This window comes from Denitraticella aggregata, assembly GCF_048158365.1.
Classification (GTDB): domain Bacteria; phylum Pseudomonadota; class Gammaproteobacteria; order Burkholderiales; family Rhodocyclaceae; genus Azoarcus_F.
Map to the genome: position 1 here is coordinate 168,319 of NZ_JBLLNL010000001.1, position 23,086 is coordinate 191,404.

The following is a 23,086-nucleotide window of genomic DNA, read 5'->3' on the forward strand; positions in this document are numbered from 1 at the left end:
ATCGGGTCATCGGTCGTCCGGGAAGGCGCGATTGTATCAGTTGCCCGTCATCGGGTGAAAAGAGGGGCGTGGCGACCGAAGGGAGGGTGCCGTTCGCCACGCCACCAAAGACAGCCTCACCCCTCCTGCGCCTTCGCGAGCTTGGCCAGCAGACGCTGTCGGGTCTTCTCGATTCTGACCACGAAGCGGCTGTGACGACCGTGTGCGACCTTCTCCAGCGCGTCGCGGGCGCTGAACTCGAACACCACGGCCGGGCCCTCGACCGTGGCCAGCGTGACCGTGATCTCCACCCACATGCCGAGCAGCGTCGCGCCCACATGGTCGAGTTCGACCCGCGTGCCGACCGAGTCCTTGTCGGGCCCGATATGCGCGAGCAGCAGGTCGCGACAGCAGACTTCGATGTCGTACAGCAACGCGGGGGTCGAATACACCCTGCACTCGTCGCCCATGAATGCGATCGTGCGCGCAGCGTCGATGTCGTACCTGCGGGTGAGGCTCAGGCCGGGTTTCAGGGTATCGCTCATTCCAGATGCTCCTCAATGAGGGTTGTGGTCGGGGCGTCGTGTGCGCCGAAATGCTTGCGAATGCGTCGGGTCGCAAGGCGGGCGTCGACATAGCGCGACAGCGCGCGTGTCGCGCGCGCGACGTTGCGGAACACGCATACGCCCTGGTCCTTCAGCGCAGCGGTCATCGCGTCATAGAGTTGGCCGGCATCGACGACCGCGACGATGGGCTTGTCATGGCGGGCGACCAGCGGGGGCAGCGTATGCACCGTGCTCTCGGGGGCGGAGATGTCGTGGCCCGGGCGCAGGCGACTTTGTTCTAGCGCCCGCACCATCGGGGCGGTCGGGTCCAGGCCGACCACGACCGCATCGATGTCCGGGTCGGCGGCGAAGGCTTCGGTGATACGCACATGGGCGTCGTCGTCGGCGCCGGGATTCATGTCGAGCGGGTTGCGTACCTCGACCAGCGCAGCGAGCTTCTTCTCGACGAGAATCGCTTCGACGCGCTCGACCGTGTCGGGGCCGAGCGGCGCGACCTCGAGTGCGCCGGCGTCGTCAGCGACCGCGTCCGCCGCGCTCACCGCCTCGAATCCCGCACCGCTGGCCGCAGCGAGGCGACCGCCTCGCACCGTCTTGTGATGAAAGCAGCCCGCCATGTAGAAGAGATCGTCGAAGATTTCGACATCGTCGGTGACGATCGCGCCGGCCTGGCGCAACACCGATGCGAACAGCAGCGGATCGCCCGCGATCGATGCGGTATGGCCCATCACGCCGGCCTGGCCGGCCGTGCTGCGACCGGCCTTGTAGACGATCACCTGCTTGCGCCGCATGACCGCCCGCCGAACCGCCCGCGCAAACGCGAGCCCGTCGAGATCCTTGAAGCCCTCGACGTAGACGCCGATGGTATTGACGTCGTCACGTTCGGCGAACCAGGCGAGCAGGTCGCCATGGGTGAGATCGGTCTGGTTGCCCACCGCGACCATGTAGCGCGGGTCCAGCCATGGGTTGTGACTCAGCCGTGTGATCATGAACGCGCCGCTCTGGCTGAGCATCACCGCGTCGCGTGGCGCGCGCTTCGGGGGCTTGGGCAGGCGCTCGAGCGGGATGAACCACGAGTCGTAGCCGCCCGGATGGGACACCACGCCGAGGCAGTTCGCGCCGAGAAACACCGGTCCGCCGTCTGCGTCTGCATGGGCGGCGTCGATGCGTTCGGCCAGCGCGGCGGCGGCAGCCCGGCTTGCGGCGGTCTCGCCGAGGCCGCCCGGAATCAGCATCACCGCGTTCACGTTGCCGGTCGAGATGATCTCCTCGACCAGCGGCGGCACCGCATTGGCCGCGACCGCGACGATCAGCAGGTCGAGTTTCTCGTCCAGTGCGGAGAGACTGTCGAGGCAGCGTACGCCGTCGATCTCGGACTCGCCCGGGCGGATGATGCGCAGCCGTTCGGGAGGGCAGCCGCCGCCGAGCAGGTTGCGCAGGATGATACGGCCGAAGTTCAGCCCGCCCGCCGATACGCCGACGATGCCGATGCGACGCGGGTGCAGCAGCGCGTCGATCTTGGCGAGCGGGCGCGGATGCGGCGCCGCGACGGGTTCGCGCAGCCTGCAGCGGCCGGCGACGATGGCTATCGTCGCGCCGTCAAAGCGGCAGTCGAGCGTGAGTTCGGCGAGCACGCAGTCGGCGTCGGAACCTGAGCGACATGCGCTCGCGAACGCCTGCACCGCGTCGAGCAGCGTGATCAGGCCTTGGTCGGGCAGCGTATCGGCGTGCAGGCGTGCGAGTGCGAGCATGCGCCGGTAGGGCAGCGTGCGGCGCAAGTGCGCGAGCAGGTCAGCGGCATCGGTGAGTTCCAGCGCCGCGTGCGCCGCATCGCAGCCGCGACCGAACAGACTGGCATCGAGGGTCGCATCGATGCCGCCCAGGCCGGCCCCGAGCACCAGGCCGAACTCGCGCGTGAAGCGCACGCCGACGCGAAACTCGACCACCTCGCGCGTGACGGTCGGAGCGTCGGCAGGGCGCAGACCGGTTAGATCGAGCACGCGTGCGAGGGTGGCCGGATCGAGCGCGTCGGAACCCGCCGCCTTCGCCGCTCGCAGCAACTCGACTGCCGCAGCGATGGCGTGCTGTGGTGCAGTCGTCGTGGTGCCCGCGTTCGAGCGTTCTTCTGATCGTGTCCCTGCATTCACCGGTGATGTCTCCCCATGTCGTGCCGTCGCGTCCGCCTGCCGCCCGTTCAGGCGAAGGCATTCGCTTCCTTGCGCCGGTCGATGACGCGCCTGGCCTTGCCGACCAGCGTGCGCTCGATGCTGTCGGCTTCGAGGACCTCGACGACCGCGGTGATGCCGATCGCGCTCTTGATCGCATGGCGCACGTCGGCGGCGATCCGCGCACGTTCGTCCCGAGTGGTGTCCGCGGAGATCTCGTGATGCAGTTCGGTGCGCACGGTGAGGTTGTCCAGATGACTGTCGCGGGTCAGCACCAGTTGATAGTGACCGCACAGGCGGTCGTCGGCGAGCACGATCTCCTCGACCTGGGTCGGAAATAAATTCACGCCGCGAATGATCAGCATGTCGTCGCTGCGTCCGGTGATCTTGTCCATGCGCCGCATCGGGCGGGCGCTGCCCGGCAGCAGTCGGGTCAGGTCCCGGGTGCGGTAGCGGATCACCGGCATCGCCTCCTTGGTCAGCGACGTGAACACCAGTTCGCCGAGTTCGCCATCGGGCAGCACTTCACCGCTATCCGGGTCGATGATCTCGGGATAGAAATGGTCCTCCCAGATGTGTGGTCCGTCCTTGGTTTCGATGCACTCGCAGGCCACCCCCGGTCCGATGACCTCGGACAGGCCGTAGATGTCGATCGCGGTCATGCCCAGCGTGTGCTCGATTTCGGCGCGCATGCCGTTGGTCCAGGGCTCGGCCCCGAAGACCCCGATGCGCAGCGAACAGGCCTCCGGGACCATTCCCTGGCGGCGCATCTCGTCGGCGATCGTCAACATGTACGACGGCGTCGCCATGATCACGGTCGGCGCGAATTCGCGGATCAACTGCACCTGTTTTTCGGTGTTGCCGCCGCCCATCGGGATCACCGTCGCACCGAGCGCCTCGGCACCGAAATGGGCGCCGAGGCCGCCGGTGAACAGCCCGTAGCCATACGAATTGAGCACGATGTCGTTGCGGGTGGCCCCGGCGGCGCGCAGCGAGCGGGCCATCACCGCCGCCCAGTTGCGAATGTCCGCGGCGGTGTAACCGACCACGGTCGGGCGCCCGGTGGTGCCGGACGACGCGTGGATGCGCACGACGTCGGCCATGGGCGTGGCGAACAGGCCGTACGGATAGTGCTCGCGCAGATCGTTCTTGGTCGTGAACGGGAACCTCGCGAGATCCGCGAGCGATCTCAGGTCGGACGGATGCACGCCGGCGTCGTCGAAGGCCTTCCGGTAGTGCGCGACGTTGTGGTAGGCGTGCTGCAGCGACCAGCGCATGCGCTCGAGCTGCAGGCTGGCGAGTTCTGCGCGGCTGGCCTGCTCGATCTGGTCGAGTCCGGCCGGAGTTTCAGGATTCGGCATGGTTCGTCTCCGCAATCTTTCGAACGAAGCGCAGGTTTTCCTCCACCTTGTTCTGGATGTGTTCCACCTGCTCGGGGCCGAGGTGACGGAAGCGTCCCATCGCCTCGAGGTAATCGGTGACCGGCAGCGGTCGATCGACCGGGTGGGTGAAGTGCAGGCCCCCGGCCGGCGTGTATTCCCACAGCGTCACGAAGTTGCACTCGACGGCTTTGCGCGCCACCTCGATGTTGAGCTGGCTCTGGAAACGCCAGCCGGTGGTGCAGGGCGAGTACACATGCAGGTACGCGAACCCGCGCTCGGAAGCGGCGAGTGCCTTGTCGAGCTTGTCGTACAGGTCCTCCATGAACGCGGTCGAGGCGGTCGCGACGTATTCGCAGCGGTGATTGACCATCAGCAGCGCGAGATTCTTGGCGTCCTGGGTCTTGCCGTGACCATGCTCGCCCACCGGCGTGGTCGAGGTCCAGGCGCCGTAGGGCGTGCAGCTGGAGCGCTGCATGCCGGTGTTCATGTAGCCCTCGTTGTCGACCACCATGAACAGGATCTGCTCACCGCGTTCGGCCGCGCCCGACAGCGACTGGAAGCCGACGTCGGATGCGCCGCCGTCGCCGGCGATCGCCATCGCGGTGACCTTGCGTCCGAGCCGGTTGTACTGACGCTTGATTCCGGCCAGCATCGCGGCGGTGTTCGTCAGCAGCGGGTGGAACACCGGCACCTTGGTGCCGGTGGTGCCGTTGAACCCGACCGAGCCCATGCCCGGCACGCAGCCGGGCGGCGTCGCAAGCACGGTTTCGGGTCCGACCCGGCGCAGCGCGTGTCGCATCAGCAGTTCGGTGTTGCAGCCCTGGCAGCCGGCCAGGCCGGGCGCGAACAGGTCTTCCCAGCTGCCGACCTCGTTGTAGATGCGGGCGGTGGTCACATGCCGCAGTGCGCCGGTCGGACAGGCGGGCACACAGGCCGGCGTCCCGTCGCACATGTCGCACTTGCTGACCCGTCCGGTGGCTTCGTCGAGCGAGATGCCGGCATAGGCGCATCCGATCGTGCACAGCAGGCAATCGACGCACTTCGACGCATCCCAGTCGATGACGCCGGTGGCGCCGTTCTTGCCGAGCGCCCCGGCCGGACAGACCGACACGCACTTCGGATCGCCGCATTGGCGGCACAGCGCGAGCTCGAACTCGCCGGCCCGGCCGGGTTCGGGCCGGTCGCCGCCGCTGCGCACGATCTGGAGCAGCGCGCGTACGGTGTCGTCGGAGTCGAACTTGACTCGTGCGCAGGCCTGCATGCATTGACCGCAGCCGTCGCACTTGGACCGATCGAACGCGATCGTGGAGTAGGCTTGTCCCATGGTCTCGATTCCCCCTCAGCGCCACATTTGCGACATCAGCTCGCGGCCGGTGGCCAGCGGCTGTGCGAACAGGCGATCCTTGACCGGTGCCAGGTCGGTCCGATCGAGGATCAGGCGCGCCATGACGCCGGCGTCGAAGAATTCGTTGACGCCGAAGATGCCCGCAAGACGGTCGTCGCGGTCGAACACCGCGCGCAGGTAGCGCCCGCTGGCCGGGTCGAAGCGCACCCGCTCGTCGCCGTCGTCCGGCTTGCGGCTCGCGCCGACCGAGATCGCATGGCGTCCGAAGAAGTGGTAGGTGTTCAGCGGCACACCGCCCGGGTAGGGCTTGATGCCGGGATCGCCGGCCATCGCCATGCCGGCGATCCGTCCCTGCACGGTCGCGTCGGGCAGGATCGCGTTAATCGTCCGCGCACCGCCGAAGAAACTGCGCGCCTGCGCGCAGTCGCCCGCGGCCCACACGTCGGTCGCACTGGTGCGCATCTGGTCATCGACCAGAATGCCGCGATCGGTACCGATGCCGCTGCCGGCGAGGTAGCCGAGTTCGGGGCGCACGCCGACCGCGATCAGCAGCAGGTCCGCGTCCAGCGTCGCGCCGTCGGCGAGCGTGAGCTGCACGCCCTCGTCGGTCGGTGCGAGGCCGACCACGCGACTGTTGGTGCGTATCCTGGTGCCGGCGTCGAGGAAGGCCTGCTCGATCAGTCCCGCGGCGGTTTCGTCGAAATAGCCCGACGTGAGCCGCGGTCCCATTTCGACGATGGTCACCGCGGTGCCGGTCTTGACCAGGTTCTCGGCCGCATGCATGCCGACCAGTCCGGCGCCGAGCACCACCGCGCGGCGGGCACCGTTCATCGCGGTGCGCAGGCGGGTCGCGTCGGCCAGCGTCCGCAGCACGTGATACTCGACCTCGGTGATGCCCGGCAGCGGCGGGATGATGGGGCTGGCGCCGGTCGCGAGCAGCAGCCTGCGGTAGCCGAGTTCGGTGCCGTCCCCGAGCCTGATCGCGTGGCGGTCGGGCATTACCGCGGCCAGCGTGGTGTCGCAGAGATAGTTGATGCGGTTGCGTTCGAAATAGGCCGCATCGCGCAGATACACGCGCTCGGGCGCCGAACGACCGGACACCACATATGGCAGCACCGTCGGGGAGTAGGGCGGATGGGCGTCGCGGGTGACGACTGTGATGCGGCCCTCGTCGTCGTGCATGCGAATCGCGTCGATCGCCTCGATGGCGGCATGACTGCTGCCGACGATCAGATAGTCGGTCGTGTCCATGGGGTCTCCGTCAGTCCTTGGCATTGAGCCACACCGGCTCGTCGCAGGCGGGCCGGGTCAGCAGCGCGCGCGTGTCCGCGATGACCCGGTGGAAGTGATCGGTGGTCAGATCGGCGCCGGCCAGACCCCCGATGAAGCTTTGCGCCGGCACATGGCGTCCCAGGCGATAGAGGACGCCCAGCGTCTCCTGGAACATCGGTCCGCAGTTCCAGCGGAACGCCACCGAGCGGTCTACGACGCCGAGCGCGCGGACCTTGCGCAGGGCGTGTTTCAGCGCGGCCACCGGGAAGGGGCTGAAGGTCTTGATCTTGATCAGCCCGACCGGCTCGCCCGCTTCGCGCGCCTCGTCGATCGCGTCCTTGGCCGCGCCGGTCATGCTGCCCAGCGTCATGATCGCGTAGTCGGCGTCTTCCAGCCGGTACTCCTCGACCAGCGGCGCGAAGTGGTGTCCGGTGCGCGTCGCCCAGTCCGCGTGGATGTCCTCGATGACCTGCAGTGCGTTCTGCATGCCGCGACACTGGCCGCGCCGATAGCGCACGAAGGTCTCCGGGCCGACGCCGCCCGATCCGCCGGTGAGCGGATCCACGGCCATCGGGCGCGACGGGTCGAGTGCCACATGCCAGTTGACGTCCTTGTCGCCGAGAAACGCATCGACATCGGCCTGCTCGGGCATCTCGACGCGCGCCGCACCGTAGGACAGGTAGTTGCCGTCCAGGCAGACATTGACGGGCAGCATCACGTCATGGTGTTCAGCCAGCTTGAACGCCATCACCGTGGTGTCGAGCACTTCCTGCACGGTTTCGCAGTACATCTGGATCCAGCCGGTTTCGCGCACCGTCATCGCGTCCTGGTGGCCACCCCACACCGATTGCGGCGTGATGCCGTCGCGGGTGACGATGGTCATGACCAGCGGCAGGCGCATGCCCGGCGTGCGAAAGAAGGGCTCGAACATGAAGGCCAGACCCGGGCCACAGGTCGCGGTGTAGGTTCGGGCGCCTGCGAGCGCGGCGCCCTGCAGGATGGACAGCACCGAATGCTCGCCTTCGGCGTCGACGATGTCGGCGTCCATGCGCCCGTCCGCGATCAGTTTGGCCAGATGCTCGACGAGCGAGGACTGCGGCGTGATCGGATAGACCGCCACCATGTCGGGACGCGCGAGCGCGACGCCGAGCGCGGCGGCCTCGTTGCCTTCGCACAGCATCAGCCTGCCGCGGCTGCGGGTGGGCGATTCGGTCGTGCTCGTATTCATTGCGCCTCCGGAATCATGGTGATCGCGCGCTGCGGACACTCGTGCGCGCAGATGCCGCATCCTTTGCAGGTGTTCAGGTTGAAGTCGAACCACGCGGCCCGCTCCTCGACGCACTGCACCGGGCAATACAGCCAGCACACCGCACACTTGACGCACTTGTCGCGATCGACCACCGGGCGATCGCTGCGCCAGTCCCCGGGCAGCATCGGACTGAGGTCGGTCGCGACCGGGCACAGGTCGTCCGGCACGTTCGACTGCTTCAGGCTCAGGACCGGGTAGCGTTGATGGCGCGTGCTCATTGGGTCACCCTCCGGTCGATGCTGTGCACGTCGGTCTCGGCATAGCCGCGTTCCAGCGCGGTCAGGTTCTGGCGCAGCCCGGCGTCGCGAAACTCGGAGGCCTCGACCGCACGCCCGAGCGCGTCCAGCGAAACCGCGCCGGTGGTCCGTGCGAATGCGCCGAGCATCAGCGTGTTGGTGATCGGTCGGCCGAAGATCTCGGTCGCGATGCGCACCGCGTCGCACAAGCCGACGCGCGCGACCGTGTCCGGGACCTGCAATTCGTCGAGTCCCCGGGCGCTGGCCTGCACCAGCGTGCCGCCCGGCTTGAGGCCCGCGAAGATGTCGATCGAATTGGCCACGGTCGGATCGACGCAGATGATGCAGTCCGGCTGATAGATGTTGGTGAGCTGACGGATCTCGCGATCGCTGCAGCGCATGAAGGACATCACCGGTGCGCCACGACGCTCGAACCCGAACGACGGGATCGAGACCGCGTACTTGCCTTCCTCGACCAGCGCCATGGCCAGCATCTCGGCCGCCAGGACTGCGCCCTGACCGCCTCGCCCGTGGATTCGGACTTCGTACATGTGCTCGTCTCCTGTCGATGCCGACGGGCGCTGCGACCCGCGCAGCGCCCGTCGGCCGTGAGTCTCAGTTCCAGCCGGGTTTCACGCCGGGGCGCGCATAGCCGGGTGTGCGCGCCGGGATGTGTTCGAGCGCGAAACCCTGCGTGAAGGCGATGCGCGTGATCAACGCGAACTTGAGGCGCCAGCCGGCCGCAAGCATCGCGATGCCGGCAAGCGCCGCCAGTGCCGGGGCCAGGGTCGGCGCCAGCAATGCCACCACCAGCAGCGCCGCCGGCAGGTGATGGCCCAGTGGCAGCCACAGTCGCGATTCCCGTCCAAGCGCCTGCACCGTCTTGATCGGCGCGCCGCCCGGTCGTGACAGCGCGCGCTGGTAGCGCAGCCAAGACCAGCCGCGCAGGCCCACCAGCAGCAGCATCACGCCGGTGTGGGCGGGCCCTGGCGCCAGTGCGAGCACGAACGCGATGATCGCCAGCAGGCCTGCGCCCTCGGCGAGCCCGGTTGCGATGATCAGCGGGAGCAGGGCGGGTTCGCGCCAGGCCGGGATGCCGCGAGCGGCGGCGAGAATGCGTGCCTGGCAATACAGAAAGGCGAGGCCGGCCAGCGCGGCGAGCCACGCGACTGCCGGGGCGCCGGTCAGCAGCGCAAGCGCGCCCAGCGCGAACAGCGGCAGCGCGATGATCGCCTCGCGTGTCATCCAGGACGTGCGCGGATGCAGGAACACGTTGAGCGCACGCCACGGTCGGCCGATCTCCAGCCACACGCAGGTCAGTCCGACCGCGATGCATACCAGCGCGACCAGCGTCGCGGCGCGCAGCGGCATCGCGTGCGTGCTCGCGGCCAGGGCGGTCCACAGCAGCAGGCCGGTGCCGCTGCCGCCGCCGATGAAGTTGCCGGCCGCACGCGCGTCCCAGAAGGGTTGCAGTTCCGGTTCGACGCCTCTCATCGGGTCTTCTCCCACAGGTAGTAGAAACCCGGACCGGTGCCGAGCTCCTCGTGCATACGGAAGTGCTGGTTGTCCCGCAGCAGGCGCGAGGGCTTGCTGTCCGGATCGTCGATGTCGCCGAAGGTCAGCGCGCTGGCGATGCACGCGTTCGCGCAGGCCGGAGTGGCGTCCGGATCGATGCCCGGGGTCAGACCATGGGCGTGTCCGTAGTCGATGCGGTCGGAGCAGAAGGTGCACTTCGTCGCGACGCCGACCATTCCGGGGTCGGCCCGCTTGTGTTCATGCGCCATCGGCTCGTCGGCGTAGGCGGGTCTGGACGCGGTGACCTTGTAGCGCGCGTAGTAGGGGCAGGCGACCGAGCAGTACGCACAGCCGATGCACAGGTCGTAGTCGATGGTGACCAGGCCGTCCGCGCGCTTCTTGGTCGCGGTGGTCGGGCAGACCGATTCGCACGGCGGTTCGTCGCAGTGCTGGCAGCCGACCGGCACGAAGGTGCGCGACACGTCGGGGAATTCGCCGGACTCCAGATCCAGCACCCACCGCCACTGGACGCCCGGCGCGGTCGCGTTGGTGTGCTTGCAGGCGGCGGTGCAGGTCTGGCAGCCGACGCAGCGGCGCAGGTCGACCACCATCGCGTAACGCGTCATCGGGCGCCTCCGATTCGTGTGATCGACACCGGCACGATGTCTCCGGCCGAGCCGGTCGCGTCGGTCAGGTCCATCAACATCGGCACCAGCGCATTCATGCTGGGTACGTCGAAATTGCGCGCGTAGGGTGTGATCCAGTGATCGAACTGGCCGACCATCAGCAGGGTGTCGGGACGTATGCCCTGGCGCAGCACGACCCGGCCGCGCGTGCCGCGCAGCGGCGAGCGGACCTCGACCAGATCGCCGTCCTCGATGCCGAGCCGGGCCGCCGCCGAGGTGTTCATGATCACGCCGCGATGCCCCTTGATGTTGTCCGCGACTTCCCGAATCATCTGCAGGCTGACGTTGCCGCCCCACGCGTACTGCATGCTGCGCGCGGTGAGCAGCCAGAACGGGAAGTCCTCGGCCCGTCCGCCCAGGTTCGAGATCACCGCATCCTTGATCAGGTTGGAGAAGTCGTGGAATTCGGGCAGCGGGCGATACTCTGTGAGCTGCCGGTCCCACCAGGCGATGCCCGACTCGTGCAGGCGCCGACCGAGCTCCTGACCGATCCGGTAGATGCGCTCCTGGTAGGGCATCTCGAATCGCAGGCCCTGGTCTTCCAGGTGGGGGTACAGATACCACTGCAGGCGGGGATAGCCGATCGTGCGAAAGCCGTGTTCGCGCCACCAGTCGAGGCCGTGATCCTCCGCACCACGGGTCAGTTCTGCGCTGGCCGCGCGGCAGCTCGCATTCCAGATCGTCTCGACGTCGTGGACCTGCGCCGGATCGAGCCTGAAGTCGTAGTGCTCGCCCTTCAGCGCCACGCCGGCGGCGCCGCGATTGATCGCGTTGTTGTAGCCCTCGAGGATGCCCGCGCGTCGCGCGAGTTCGGTCGCGATCCAGGTGAAGTCGCGCGCCTCGCCCTGCGGTTCGGTGGCTGGCTGGCGCAGCGCGAAGCCCTGATGGTCCCAGAACTGCTCGACATACTTGGTGCCGCCGATGCGCAGCAGCTGCAGACTCTCGAGGTCGGTGCAGTCGGGCAGCAGCACGTCGGCGAAGTGATTGGTCTCGTCGTGCGTGTAGGCGAAGGCCACCACGAACGGAAACTTCGTGACCACCTCCTCGACCCGCGGTGTGTCCCAGAAGGAGATGACCGGATTGGTGCGGTAAAAGAACCATACGTCCGGCTGGGTCGGCTCAGGGAAGCTCTCGAAGCCGTGGCGCTGCTGCATCCATGCAAGGTGGGTCGGGCCGAGCGCGGCGCTCCAGGCGGAATTGGCCACCAGCGGGACCAGCGTCCGGTTGGCGTTGCGGATCTGCGGGCGGCCGATCCAGTTTTCCTTGTCGGTCGGGTTGAACGGGTAGTCCATGAAACCGTCGGGGCCCAGCTTCGCGCTGCTGTGACGGTCGTTGGCCGGCCGGTTCAGGCGCACCGCGGTGCCGATGGTGCCCCCGGGCACGTCGAGTGCGCCGACCAGGCAGGCCATCAATGTGCGCGCCCAGCAGCAGTCGTAGCCCCCCCAGCCGTTGTTGACGGTCTTGCCCAAGGTGATCGCGACCGGCCGAAACGGCAAAGTGCGACCCTCGATCTCGATCGTCGCACCGATCTGGGCATGATCCAGGTATTCGTTGGCGATGCGGCGAATCGTCGCCGCGGGCACGTCACATATGCCTTCGGCCCATTCCGGCGTCAGCTCGCGTTCGTGTGCGAGCAGTTTGCCGAATGCGGTCTTCACGCGCGCGTCATGATGCTCGGTCAGATCCCCGTCGGCCAGCACCTCGACGCCCGACGCGACCAACTCGCCGTCCAGCGCGGGGTCGATTCCGGGCGTGTCGAACGGCACCGCGGCGGCCTGAACGAGATCCCACACCAGCGGCTTGTGCGTGTCGGGATCGCGCAGATACAGCCCGTTGGGTGCGACCAGATAAGGGGATGCGGTCATCCGCTTCAGAAAGGGTATGTCCAGGCGCGAGCGGTCGTTCTCGAACAGCATCACGTGGATCATCGCGTGCATGAAGGCCACGTCGGTCTTGGGCTTGATGGGGACCCATTCGGCGGAGCAGCCGCCCGTGATCGACAGGTGCGGCTCGATCTGAACACGCTTGATGCCTTGCTCGACTCGGGCCGCGGCGTGTCGCGCGATCCCGCACACGCCGCCCGAGGCCTCGATGTTGCTGCCGAAGGACACGAGATAGCGGGTGCGCGGCGTGTCCGGGCAGACGATGAAGGCGCGGTGCCACAGCTCGCCATAGAGGTGCTCGGAGTGATAGCACTTCACGCCCTGTCCGCTACCGAAGCTCATGTCCACGGGACCCCATGCGCCGAGAAAGGCGGGGAAGGTGCCCATGTAGGCGGTCGGTGTGCCGCCGCCGCCGAAGCTCGCCGCGACCCGCGGATAGCCCGATGCGTCGAGCAGTCCGGTCTTGCGTATCCCGCGCAGTCGCTCGGCGATCAGATCGAGTGCCTCGTCCCATGAGATCGCGACGAAGCCAGGGTCCTCGTTGCGCCCCTTCCTCGGGTTGGTGCGCTTCATCGGCCGAAGCACGCGACTGGGGTTGTAGGTCTTCTGCACCAGGCCGAAGGCCTTCACGCACACCCGTCCGTCGGCCGGATGCACGCCCGTCGCGTCGAAGTTCGGTTCAATCGCGGTCGCCACGCCATCCTCGACCTTGACCTTGAGCAGGTCGGGGCCGGCAACGCATTGGTAGCAATAGGTCGCGACCTTTCGGGTCTGCGCCGTGCTGCTGATCGGCATCGCGTGTTCTCCTCCGCGCCGGCTTTCGATGTGCGCCGGCTTCATGGCGCGTCGCAGGCGCACATGAAGCGCCTGATCGACGAGTCCATTCTAGGAGCGTGGAGACGTTGCGCCGTTGACCTGCATCAAAGAATGACGTTAACGTCAACGAGAGCGTCTAAGATGTTCGAGTCAGTTAACGTTAACAAGAACCAAGGTCGATTGCGGGAACCGCTGTCGTCGATCCGTTTTTTGTTACACTCGCGTCAGAACCCGGCCAATCCCGGATTCCTTGATCGTCATCTGGAGTTTCTCATGTACGTAGAAAACATCATGACCCGGGAAGTCCTGTCCGTCGGACCGGGCGACTCTTTCGCGAGGATGTCCGAGATCATGCGGCTGAAGAAGCTGCGGCATCTTCCTGTGATCGAGAGCGATGGCCGTCTCGTCGGAATCGTGACAAACCGGGATGTGCAGCGTGCGCAGCCGTCGATGATCACGACGCTGGACGTGGGGGAGGTCAAATACCTGCTCGCGTCGGTGACCGCCGCAGACATCATGCACAAAAAGGTGCTCACCTGTTCGCCGCGCACGCAGATCGAGGAAGCGGCCCGCATGATGCGGCCGAACAAGATCGGCTGCCTGCCGGTGGTGGAGGCGGGACGGCTGGTCGGCATCGTGACCAGCGTCGATCTGCTCGACTATTTCCTGGACATCACCGGCTGCTGGGTGGAGGACGCGACCCGCATCACGGTCGCGCTGGCCGACCAGACCGGTCAGCTCTCCGCCCTGCTGGCATCGGTGAACGCGCATGGCGGCTACATCGTATCGGTGGTCTCACCGCATACGCCGGCGACCGAAGGCCGCCGCATGGCGGTGATCCGCTTCAAGGCGCCCGATCAGCCGGCCGTGATCGACGGTCTGCGTGCCGCCGGTTACGACGTCACCGTGGATGTCGCGGCAGGGGCGTAACGCGCCGCCGGAAGATCGAGGGGCGGTGCGGACCGAGCCGGCCTGACCGGGCCGGGCGGCTCGCTTGGACCGGCCCGTCATTCCTGTAGCAGAGGGGGATCGGGATCCTCGTTCCAGCCCTGTTCGGGGCGTTCGACCCGAGTCAGCCAGCGTTCGAGCAGCGTGACATGCTCGACTTCGCTCTCGAGCAGTTCCTGCGCGGTTTCCCGCACCGCTGGGTTTTCCCCTCGCTCCGCCAGATTGCGGTAGAACTCGACACCGAGCTTCTCGTGTTTGAGCGCCAGCGCGATTGCATGCCAGGGATGCATCAGGTAATGGATCTCGCGTGCGATGGTCGAGGGCGCTTCCGGGCTTTCGGGCGTCTCCCATGCATAGTCCCATGGCGCGATGTGCGGCAACTCCATGCCCTCGCCGAGCGCATTCACGCTGTCGACATGCAGGCGTTCGATCGCCGCGAGCTTGCGGAACAGTGCTGCGACCTCATGGTTGTTGTGCACTTCCATCTGGTCGGCGAGTTCGGCATAGCGCTCGGCGGCCTCGGTCTCCATCGCGAGCGCGTGAGCGAGCAGCTGCTCCACCGATTCGATGTCCTTGTCGTCGTTTTCGCGGGGCTCGGTGGGGCTCATATCACAAACTCCTTCTCCAGTTCGGTGACGGAATCTACGCTCGGCGTCGGGGCGGGGCGGTAGGGTCGGCGGTCGCCGCGGTAGAGCACGCCGATGTTGAAGCCGTCGTCGGTCATCAGGCGGCGCGCGGCGCGGGCCGGGTCGTCGGTGGGCTCGACCGGTGCGGTATGGACCGCGTCCTTCCAGTCGCGCTGTTCGGGGCGGAAGGTCACGCACGGACTGAGCAGCTGCACGAAGGAGAAGCCGGGATGACGTATCGCCTCGGTGATCAGCCGGGCGGTGCCATTCGGATCGCCGGAGAAACCGCGTGCGATGAAGTTGGCCCCGGATGCCAGTGCGATCACCAGCGGGTGGAAGGGGTTGATCCCGGTCCCGTGCGGCGTGAGCTTGCTCTTCTCCCAGTCGGGCGCGGTGGTGGGCGAGGCCTGGCCCTTGGTCATGCCATAGACCTCGTTGTCCATCACGATGTAGGTCATGTCGACGTTGCGCCGGCAAGCGTGCAGGAAGTGATTGCCGCCGATCGAGAAACCGTCGCCGTCGCCGCCGGACGCGATGACGGTGAGCTCGGGCCGGCTCACCTTGATGCCGGTAGCGATCGGCAGCGCACGGCCATGCACGCCATGGAAGCCGAACACGTTGGTGTAGGCGGGGATGCGGGAGGAGCAGCCGATCCCCGAAACCAGGGCCACGTTTTCGGGTGCCAGGGACAGTTCGGCGAGGGCCTTGGTGATCGCCGACAGCACCGAGTAGTCGCCGCAGCCGGGGCACCACACGGGTTTGACGTCCGATTTGTAGTCGCGTGCCGTGTAGCTCGGGCAGGCAGAGGTCGCATCCATGTTCAGCTCCAGTCGGAAAGTTGACGGACGATTTCGTCGGGACGGATCGGCAGGGGGCCGGGACGGTGGAAGGCGCGCACTTCTCCGGGAAGGTCGTAATGTGCGCGCAGGTAGCGGTGGAACTGGGCGCCGTGGCTCTGTTCGACCACCAGAATGCGCTTCGCATCGTCGAGCGCGACTGCGATCTTGTCCGGCAGGAAAGGGGCGAGCAGGCGCATCGACACGAGGCGGGCACGCTTTCCGGCCGCCCGCCAGCGCGCCAGCGCCTCGCGCACCGGGCCGGTGGTCGAGCCCCAGGTCAGCACCACGATGTCGCCGTCCCCGTCGATGTCGGCCCAGTGGGTTCCGTAGTCATGACCGGTGAGCTTGTGCAGACGCTTGTCGAGCTGGGCGAGATGGTCCGCCGCCTGACTCGACGGAGTGCCGGTCTCGTTGTGCTCGAGGCCGTCGGCGGTGTACTGATACCCCTTCATGCCGGGTTCGGCCATCGGTGAAACGCCGGACGGGGTGATCCGGTAGCGCCGGTAGGGTTCGGAGGCGTCCCCGTCGGGCCTGAGCCGCATCGCACGCAGTCCCGGGTCCTGCGGTGGTGGGATCGTCGCACGGCTCTGCCCGAGCGACTGGTCCGACAACACGATCGCGGCGGTCTGCAGCGCCTCGGCCAGATGCACCGCCCACTGCGTAGTGAAGGCGCAGTCCGCGATCGAATTGGGTGCGAGGACCAGGTGCGGCGCATCGCCATGCAGCCCGTACAGCGCAATGTTCAGATCGCTCTGTTCGGATTTGACCGGAATGCCGGTGGATGGGCCGCCACGCATCACGTCGATGACGACGACCGGCGTCTCGGCCGCAACAGACAGGCCTATGGACTCCATCATCAGCGCGAGCCCCGGGCCGGCCGTGGCGGTCAGCGACGGCGTGCCCGCGTAGGACGCACCGATGATCTGGTTGATGGAGGCGAGTTCGTCTTCCGCCTGCACGAGCACGCCCCCGAGTCTGGCCAGATTCGGTGCCAGCCATTCGAGCACCTCGGTACCCGGTGTGATCGGGTAGGCGGCGACGAAGCGCACACCGCCGCGGACCGCCCCCAGGCCGGCGGCCTCGTTGCCGGTGATGCTCCACAGGCGGGCACGCTCGCCATGGGCAGGCTCCAGCGGCCTGAGCTGCGGGAGCGTCGTCGCCAGATCCCGTCCGGCGCAGACCGACGCCCTGCTCGCCTCGAGCGCGTCTGCTCCCTTCTTCTTCAGGGTACCGGTCAGCACCTCCATGATGGAGTCCTCGGGCAGGCCGATCAGCGCGGCGACCGCCCCCAGGGCGATCATGTTGGGCCTACCGCCCGGAATCTCCTTCGCGATCTTCTTGAACGGGATCTCGGCGGTACGCGTGCCCTTGGCACGTATCTGCTCCGGAAAGTCGCCACCGTCCGGGTCGCCGAGCACCAGGCTGCCGGCGTTCATCGGAATCTCGGCCGAGAAGCGCCCCACGTTCTGCCAGTCGATCGCGACCAGCAGATCGTAGTCGTCGTCGTGTGACTGGACCGGTTCGGTCGACAGCCGCAGCATCGCGGCCGCCTCGCCGCCACGGATCTGCGCGCCTGACGAGCGCGTCATGTACGCGTACCAGCCGGCATGGCCGGCAGCGTCGAGCAGCATGTTGCCGGCGGTCATCACGCCTGCGCCGCCGCTGCCGGCGAATGTGATCGAAATGGATCGGGCTGTCATCCTAGTCTCCAGGTTCGTCTTCGGTCCGGCTGGACCGGACCCTTGTGCGTCGCCCGGTCGCAACCCGTCCGACGACGGGAGCCGGGGGCGGCTTGCGCGGGGCGCAATCGGGTGTTCAAGTTACGACCAGAGTTTACGTTGACGCAAACGTCAATCTGTTGACGTAGGTCAACTACCCTCTTTTCCTTGTCCGATAGAGTTCATCCAACGCGACACCGATCGGATTCAGCGGTGGCAGCAACCAAATTCAGAGTTAACGTAAACGTGAACGTAAATAAAACGGCGATGAATGCGCCGGTGCATGGAGACAGCAGATGAGCGGCAATCCATATCGGTGGTTGATGACGGGTGTGGGCGAACCGATGACCCGTTGCGATTTCACCGTCGATGCACTCGCCGACGACGAAGTTCTGGTCGAGGTGGCCGGTTGCGGCGTCTGTCATACCGACCTCGGCTACTACTACGACGGCGTGCGCACGAACCTGTCCCTGCCGCTCGCGCTGGGCCATGAGATCAGCGGGCGGGTGACGCAGGCGGGCGTCGCCGCCAGCGGGTGGCTCGGTCGCGCCGTCATCGTTCCAGCGGTGATCCCCTGCGGCAAGTGCGAACTGTGCGTGACCGGGCACGGCACGATCTGCCGCGACCAGGTGATGCCGGGCAACGACATCCAGGGTGGCTTTGCGTCGCATGTCGTGGTCCCGGCGCGTGGCCTGTGTCGCGTGGATGAAGCGCGCCTGGCTGCTGCCGGGCTCGGTCTGGCCGATGTGTCGGTGGTGGCCGACGCGGTGACCACGCCCTATCAGGCAGTGCTGCAGGCCGAGGTCGAGCCGGGCGACGTCGCGATCGTGATCGGCGTCGGGGGCGTCGGCGGATACGCGGTGCAGATCGCACATGCATTCGGTGCACACGTGATCGCTGTCGATGTCGATCCGGGCAAGCTCGAGTTGATGACGCAGCACGGTGCCGCGCTGACGCTCGACGCGCGTGAGCTGTCAGGCCGCGACCTGAAGAAGGCGGTCGAGGCGCATTGTCGCGGCAATGGCCTGCGCACGAACCGGTGGAAGATCTTCGAATGCTCCGGTAGCGGTGCTGGCCAGACCAACGCATACGGCTTGCTGACGCATGGTGCGACGCTGGCCGTGGTCGGTTTCACGATGGATCGCATCGAAGTCCGGCTCTCGAATCTGATGGCCTTTCATGCGCGTGCGCTCGGCAACTGGGGCTGCCTGCCCGAGCACTATCCGGCCGCGCTCGATCTGGTGCTGGACGGTCGCATCGACCTCGCGAGTTTCGTCGAGCGGCATCCGCTCGACCAGATCAACGAGGTGTTCGAGGCTGCCCATGCGCACCGGCTCGGCCGGCGCGCGATCCTGACGCCGTGACCGGCGTATGCGCCTTTCACACCGCAACGTGACGACAAGACAGTGGAGATCCGCATCATGAATCGAAGCACCGCAACCCTGATCGAGCAAACCGCGCCGGCCCGGCTGGCAGACCACAACCTGGTTCCGGAAAAGGTCGTTCCGGGCGTGCTGTACGAGAAGCGCCCGGCGCGTGACCTGAACGGCAACGTGGTGCCCGAGCTTTACAACGTCTGGATCACGCTGGACAACCCCAAACAGTACAACTCCTACACGACCGACATGGTCAAGGGCGTGATCCTGGCCTTTCGCGCAGCCTCGAATGCGCGCGACGTGGTTTCGGTGGTGTTCACCGGCAGCGGCGACAAGGCTTTCTGCACCGGCGGCAACACCAAGGAGTACGCCGAGTATTACGCCGGGAACCCGCAGGAATACCGCCAGTACATGCGGCTGTTCAACGACATGGTGTCGTCCATCCTCGCCTGCGACAAGCCGGTGGTGTGCCGGGTCAATGGCATGCGTATCGGGGGCGGTCAGGAGATCGGCATGGCGGCGGACTTCACGATCGCGCAGGATCTGGCCAACTTCGGGCAAGCCGGACCCAAGCACGGTTCGGCCGCGATCGGCGGCGCGACCGACTTTCTGCCGTTGATGATCGGCTGCGAGCAGGCGATGGTTTCGGCCACGCTGTGCGAACCGTTCTCGGCGCACAAGGCGAACCGGCTGGGCATCTGCATGCAGGTGGTTCCGGCGCTGAAGGTCGATGGCCGCTTCGTGGCCAACCCGCTGGTGGTCACCGACCGCTATCTGGACGAGTTCGGCCGCATCGTGCATGGCGAATTCAAGACCGGTGAGGCGCTGGCCGAGGGCAAGGCGCTGCTCAAGCGCGGTGAGATCGATCTGTCGCTGCTGGACGAGGCGGTCGAGCAGCTGTGCGCGAAGCTGATCGGTACCTTCCCGGAGTGCCTGACCAAGAGTTTCGAGGAACTGCGCAAGCCCAAGCTCGACACCTGGAACCGCAACAAGGAAAACAGCCGCGCGTGGCTCGCGCTGAACATGATGAACGAGGCGCGCGCGGGCTTCCGTGCTTTCAACGAGGGCAACAGGGACACTGGGCGCGAGATCGACTTCACCGCGCTGCGCCGTGCGCTCGCCAAGGGCACCCCCTGGACGCCGGAATTGATCGACAGCCTGATGCCGGGAGCGCAGTGATGGTCGACTCCGATACGCCGCTCAAGGTCTGGCACGAGCGCGACGGCGGCCTGCTGCGGATGCGTCTCGCACGGCCCAAGGCGAACATCGTCGACGCTGCGATGATCGCGGCGCTGCACGGCGCGTTCGAGACCCATGTCGGCGCACCGGCGCTGCGCGCGGTGATGTTCGATGCCGAGGGTCCGCACTTCAGTTTCGGCGCGAGCGTCGAGGAGCATCTCCCGCAGCAATGCGCGCAGATGCTGCGCGGGCTGCACGCGCTCATCAAGGCCATGCTCGACTGCCCGGTGCCGATCCTGGTCGCGATCCGTGGCCAGTGTCTCGGCGGCGGGCTGGAGGTCGCCGCGGCCGGCAGTCTGCTGTGCGCGACCCCGGAAGCCCGCTTCGGCCAGCCCGAGATCAGGCTCGGGGTGTTCGCGCCCGCTGCGTCATGCCTGCTGCCTCCGCGCATCGGGCAGTCGCGCGCGGAGGATCTGCTGTGGTCCGGACGCAGCATCGACGGTGTCGAGGCGTATCGGATCGGACTGCTCGATCAACTCGCCGACGACCCCGAGGCCGCGCTGCTGCACTGGTACGACGAGCATGTCGCGCATGTCAGCGCGAGCTCGCTGCGCTTCGCGGTGCGCGCTGCACGGCAGGCGTTCGCGGCTGCCGTCAAGGACCGGCTGGACAGCGTCGAGGCGCTCTACCTCGACGAACTGATGGCGAGTCATGACGCGGTGGAAGGTCTCCGCGCCTTTCTGGACAAGCGTTCCGCACACTGGGAGAACCACTGACCATGAGCACTGCAGACATCATCAGGCGCTGTGAGGCGCTGTACGACGACCTCGAATTCACTGCCGCAAAGCAATGGAAGGAGGCCGATCCGGACCGCAAGGTCATCGCCTACATGCCGGTCTATGTGCCGCGCGAGATCATCCACGCGGCCGGCATGCTGCCGCTCGGCATCATGGGCGGTGGCGATCAGCTCGAGGTCATCCATGGCGACGCCTTTTACCAGAGCTACATCTGCCGGATCCCGAGGTCCACGATCGAACTCGGTCTGTCGAAGCGGCTCGACTTCGTCGATGGCATGCTGTTTCCCAGCATCTGCGACGTGATCCGCAATCTGTCTGGCATGTGGAAGATGATGTTTCCGGGCAAGTACGTGCGCTACTTCGACGTGCCGCAGAACTACAGCGACGACATCGGCGGCAATTACTACATCAACGAACTGAACGAGCTGCGCGAGGGCCTGGAGCACCTGTCCGGTCGGAAGATCACCGACGAGGCGCTGCACGCGTCGATCGAGGTGTACAACCGCAACCGGCAACTCGTGATGGACGTGTATGCGATGCGTTCGCGCGAGCCGTGGAAGGTCCCGTCCTCGGAAGTCTATCTGTTGATGCGGGCCGGCCTGGTGCTGCCGGTGGAGGAGCACAACCAGATGCTCGCGGACTATCTCGCCGCCGCCGAGACGGTCGAGGCCATCAAGCGCGACAACTGCCGGGTCGTGATCAACGGTTCGTTCTGCGAGCAGCCGCCTTTGAACCTGATCAAATCCATCGAATTGTCGGGCTGCTACATCGTCGATGACGACTACATTCTGGTGCACCGCTGGCTGCAGAATGCGGTGCCGACCAGCGGCGATCCGATGGAGAACCTGTCCAGGGCCTTCCTGCATGAATCGGCGAGTACCGCCGCGAAGTACGACACTTGCGAGAAGGAGAAGGGCATGTTCCTGCTCAAGCAGGTCAGGAAGAACGCCGCGGAGGGGGTGATCTTCGCGGCACCGAGCTTCTGCGATCCGGCCCTGCTCGAGCGCCCGATGCTGGCCGACCGTTGTTCGGAACACAACGTTCCGTACATCTCCTTCAAGTACGCCGAGAACTCCGGCCAGATGCAGCCGATTCGCGAACAGGCCGGCACCTTCGCCGACTCGATCAAACTCTGGAGCTGACCATGAACGCCAAGACCGATAGCGAGATCATCAAGGAACCTTCGATGCTGAAGCAGAAGGCGATGATCGCGGGCAACTACGACCGACTGACCGGCACACGGGAGTCGGGCGAGAAGATCGTATCGACCTTCGTGCCCGGGAACCTGAACGAACTGATCATGTGCTTCGACATGGTGAACAACCTGCCGGAGACCAACGCGATCCAGAACGGCCTGCGCAAGCAGAGCGGTGCGATGATCATGGACGCGGAGAAGGCGGGTCACTCGGAGGACGTGTGCACCTACGTGAAGGCCGACATCGGCATGATGGGTCGGGGCAACATCGCGCCCAACGGCAAGCCGATGCCAGCGCCGGACCTGTTGCTGCTGTCCTACACCGGTTGCTTCACCTTCATGAAGTGGTTCGAACTGCTCCGCCACGAATACAAGTGTCCGACCGTGATGCTGCAGATTCCGTACCAGGGCGACGGCAAGATCACGAAGAACATGCGCGACTTCGTCGTCAAGCAGCTCAAGGAAGAAGTGATCCCGATGTTCGAGCAGGTGTCGGGGGTCAAGTTCGACATCGACCGGCTGCGCGAGTACCTGAAGAACTCGGCCGAAGCCGAGGACAACCTGGTGTGGGTCCTCGAGAGCGGCAAGAACAAGCCGTCACCGATCGATGCGTATTTCGGCGGCGTGTATTACATCGGCCCGATCTTCACCGCGTTCCGCGGCACCCGCGACGCGGTCGAGTATTACGGCCTGCTGCGCAAGGAAGTGGAGCAGCGCCTTGCCGAGGGCAAGGGGCCGATCACGCCGGAAGGCGACCTGAAGGACGAGAAGTACCGCCTCGTCGTCGAGGGCCCGCCCAACTGGACGAGCTTCCGCGAGTTCTGGAAGCTCTTCTACGACGAGGGCGCGGTCGTCGTCGCGAGTTCCTACACCAAGGTGGGCGGGCTCTACGACCAGGGTTTCCGCCACGACCCGAGCGATCCGCTCGGTACGCTCGCCGACTACTGCCTCGGTTGCTACACCAACAACAACCTGCCGCAACGGGTGGATCTGCTCGAGAAGTACATCAACGAGTACCAGGCCGACGGTCTGCTGATCAACTCCATCAAGAGCTGCAACAGTTTCTCGGCCGGACAGCTGCTGATGATGCGCGAGATCGAGAAGCGCACCGGCAAGCCGGCCGCGTTCATCGAGACCGACCTCGTCGATCCACGCTACTTCTCGCATGCGAACGTCAAGAACCGGCTCGAAAGCTATTTTCAGATGATCGACCAGAAGCGCGGCAGCGTCGCGCTGGCTGCGGCTTGAGGAGCGAAT

General features: G+C 66.3%; 20 protein-coding genes. 6 read left to right on the forward strand and 14 right to left on the reverse strand.

Going from position 1 to position 23,086, the window contains the following annotated elements; genetic code table 11:
- Positions 1–116: 116 nt before the first annotated feature.
- The 11 genes from ACKVEX_RS00840 to ACKVEX_RS00890 form a co-directional block, all read right to left on the reverse strand.
- Positions 117–524, reverse strand: a complete 408-nt coding sequence (locus tag ACKVEX_RS00840) for a thioesterase family protein (protein ID WP_473213778.1) — start codon at positions 522–524, stop codon at positions 117–119.
- Positions 521–2,689, reverse strand: coding sequence for a CoA-binding protein (locus tag ACKVEX_RS00845; RefSeq protein ID WP_473213779.1), 2,169 nt, complete (start codon positions 2,687–2,689; stop codon positions 521–523). Before ACKVEX_RS00845 ends, ACKVEX_RS00840 begins: the two co-directional genes overlap by 4 nt.
- Positions 2,690–2,736: 47 nt before the next feature.
- Entirely contained in the window at positions 2,737–4,068 is a 1,332-nt protein-coding gene (gene paaK, locus ACKVEX_RS00850; RefSeq protein WP_473213780.1) for a phenylacetate--CoA ligase PaaK, read from the reverse strand.
- Complete coding sequence (padI, locus tag ACKVEX_RS00855) at positions 4,055–5,413, reverse strand: NADH-dependent phenylglyoxylate dehydrogenase subunit beta (RefSeq protein ID WP_473213781.1); 1,359 nt, start codon at positions 5,411–5,413, stop codon at positions 4,055–4,057. The genes paaK and padI overlap by 14 nt, the downstream gene beginning before the upstream one ends.
- A gap of 15 nt (positions 5,414–5,428) precedes the next feature.
- A complete protein-coding gene (padH, locus tag ACKVEX_RS00860; RefSeq protein ID WP_473213782.1) occupies positions 5,429–6,685 on the reverse strand; it encodes an NADH-dependent phenylglyoxylate dehydrogenase subunit epsilon in 1,257 nt (418 codons plus the stop codon).
- A gap of 10 nt (positions 6,686–6,695) precedes the next feature.
- The gene (gene padG, locus ACKVEX_RS00865) at positions 6,696–7,934 is read right to left on the reverse strand and encodes an NADH-dependent phenylglyoxylate dehydrogenase subunit alpha (protein ID WP_473213783.1); all 1,239 of its coding nucleotides are present in this window, start codon (positions 7,932–7,934) and stop codon (positions 6,696–6,698) included.
- Positions 7,931–8,233 carry an NADH-dependent phenylglyoxylate dehydrogenase subunit delta gene (gene padF / locus ACKVEX_RS00870; RefSeq protein WP_473213784.1) on the reverse strand — a complete coding sequence of 101 codons (303 nt, stop codon included), beginning with the start codon at positions 8,231–8,233 and terminating at the stop codon, positions 7,931–7,933. The genes padG and padF overlap by 4 nt, the downstream gene beginning before the upstream one ends.
- Positions 8,230–8,802, reverse strand: a complete 573-nt coding sequence (gene padE, locus ACKVEX_RS00875; protein WP_473213785.1) for an NADH-dependent phenylglyoxylate dehydrogenase subunit gamma — start codon at positions 8,800–8,802, stop codon at positions 8,230–8,232. Before padE ends, padF begins: the two co-directional genes overlap by 4 nt.
- A gap of 64 nt (positions 8,803–8,866) precedes the next feature.
- Complete coding sequence (locus ACKVEX_RS00880) at positions 8,867–9,745, reverse strand: DmsC/YnfH family molybdoenzyme membrane anchor subunit (protein WP_473213786.1); 879 nt, start codon at positions 9,743–9,745, stop codon at positions 8,867–8,869.
- Positions 9,742–10,392, reverse strand: coding sequence for a 4Fe-4S dicluster domain-containing protein (locus ACKVEX_RS00885; protein WP_473213787.1), 651 nt, complete (start codon positions 10,390–10,392; stop codon positions 9,742–9,744). The genes ACKVEX_RS00880 and ACKVEX_RS00885 overlap by 4 nt, the downstream gene beginning before the upstream one ends.
- Positions 10,389–13,130 carry a molybdopterin-dependent oxidoreductase gene (locus tag ACKVEX_RS00890; RefSeq protein WP_473213788.1) on the reverse strand — a complete coding sequence of 914 codons (2,742 nt, stop codon included), beginning with the start codon at positions 13,128–13,130 and terminating at the stop codon, positions 10,389–10,391. The genes ACKVEX_RS00885 and ACKVEX_RS00890 overlap by 4 nt, the downstream gene beginning before the upstream one ends.
- A gap of 63 nt (positions 13,131–13,193) precedes the next feature.
- Here ACKVEX_RS00890 and ACKVEX_RS00895 point away from each other — a divergent pair, with 63 nt between their 5' ends.
- The gene (locus ACKVEX_RS00895) at positions 13,194–14,081 is read left to right on the forward strand and encodes a CBS and ACT domain-containing protein (protein WP_473213789.1); all 888 of its coding nucleotides are present in this window, start codon (positions 13,194–13,196) and stop codon (positions 14,079–14,081) included.
- 77 nt (positions 14,082–14,158) lie between these two features.
- Here the strand turns inward: ACKVEX_RS00895 and ACKVEX_RS00900 are convergent, their stop codons facing one another.
- From ACKVEX_RS00900 to ACKVEX_RS00910, 3 genes are read right to left on the reverse strand one after another with little or no spacing between them, the layout of a single operon-like run.
- Positions 14,159–14,707 carry a ferritin-like domain-containing protein gene (locus ACKVEX_RS00900; protein ID WP_473213790.1) on the reverse strand — a complete coding sequence of 183 codons (549 nt, stop codon included), beginning with the start codon at positions 14,705–14,707 and terminating at the stop codon, positions 14,159–14,161.
- A complete protein-coding gene (locus tag ACKVEX_RS00905; RefSeq protein WP_473213791.1) occupies positions 14,704–15,543 on the reverse strand; it encodes a 2-oxoacid:ferredoxin oxidoreductase subunit beta in 840 nt (279 codons plus the stop codon). The genes ACKVEX_RS00900 and ACKVEX_RS00905 overlap by 4 nt, the downstream gene beginning before the upstream one ends.
- A gap of 2 nt (positions 15,544–15,545) precedes the next feature.
- On the reverse strand, positions 15,546–17,264 hold the full coding sequence (locus ACKVEX_RS00910) for a 2-oxoacid:acceptor oxidoreductase subunit alpha (protein WP_473213792.1): 1,719 nt from the start codon (positions 17,262–17,264) through the stop codon (positions 15,546–15,548).
- A 314-nt stretch (positions 17,265–17,578) separates the two neighbouring features.
- On the opposite strand from ACKVEX_RS00910, the gene had reads away from it, so the two are divergent.
- Genes had through bcrB form a run of 5 tightly spaced genes read left to right on the forward strand, consistent with a single transcriptional unit; the run spans position 17,579 to position 23,077 of the window.
- A complete protein-coding gene (had, locus tag ACKVEX_RS00915; protein WP_473213793.1) occupies positions 17,579–18,646 on the forward strand; it encodes a 6-hydroxycyclohex-1-ene-1-carbonyl-CoA dehydrogenase in 1,068 nt (355 codons plus the stop codon).
- A gap of 57 nt (positions 18,647–18,703) precedes the next feature.
- A complete protein-coding gene (gene oah, locus ACKVEX_RS00920) occupies positions 18,704–19,837 on the forward strand; it encodes a 6-oxocyclohex-1-ene-1-carbonyl-CoA hydratase (RefSeq protein WP_473213794.1) in 1,134 nt (377 codons plus the stop codon).
- Positions 19,837–20,613, forward strand: a complete 777-nt coding sequence (locus tag ACKVEX_RS00925; protein WP_473213795.1) for a cyclohexa-1,5-dienecarbonyl-CoA hydratase — start codon at positions 19,837–19,839, stop codon at positions 20,611–20,613. Before oah ends, ACKVEX_RS00925 begins: the two co-directional genes overlap by 1 nt.
- A gap of 2 nt (positions 20,614–20,615) precedes the next feature.
- Positions 20,616–21,776: a benzoyl-CoA reductase subunit C gene (gene bcrC, locus ACKVEX_RS00930; protein ID WP_473213796.1), complete on the forward strand. Its 1,161-nt coding sequence runs from the start codon at positions 20,616–20,618 to the stop codon at positions 21,774–21,776.
- Positions 21,777–21,778: 2 nt separating this feature from the next.
- Positions 21,779–23,077, forward strand: coding sequence for a benzoyl-CoA reductase subunit B (bcrB, locus tag ACKVEX_RS00935; RefSeq protein WP_473213797.1), 1,299 nt, complete (start codon positions 21,779–21,781; stop codon positions 23,075–23,077).
- Positions 23,078–23,086 lie beyond the last annotated feature (9 nt).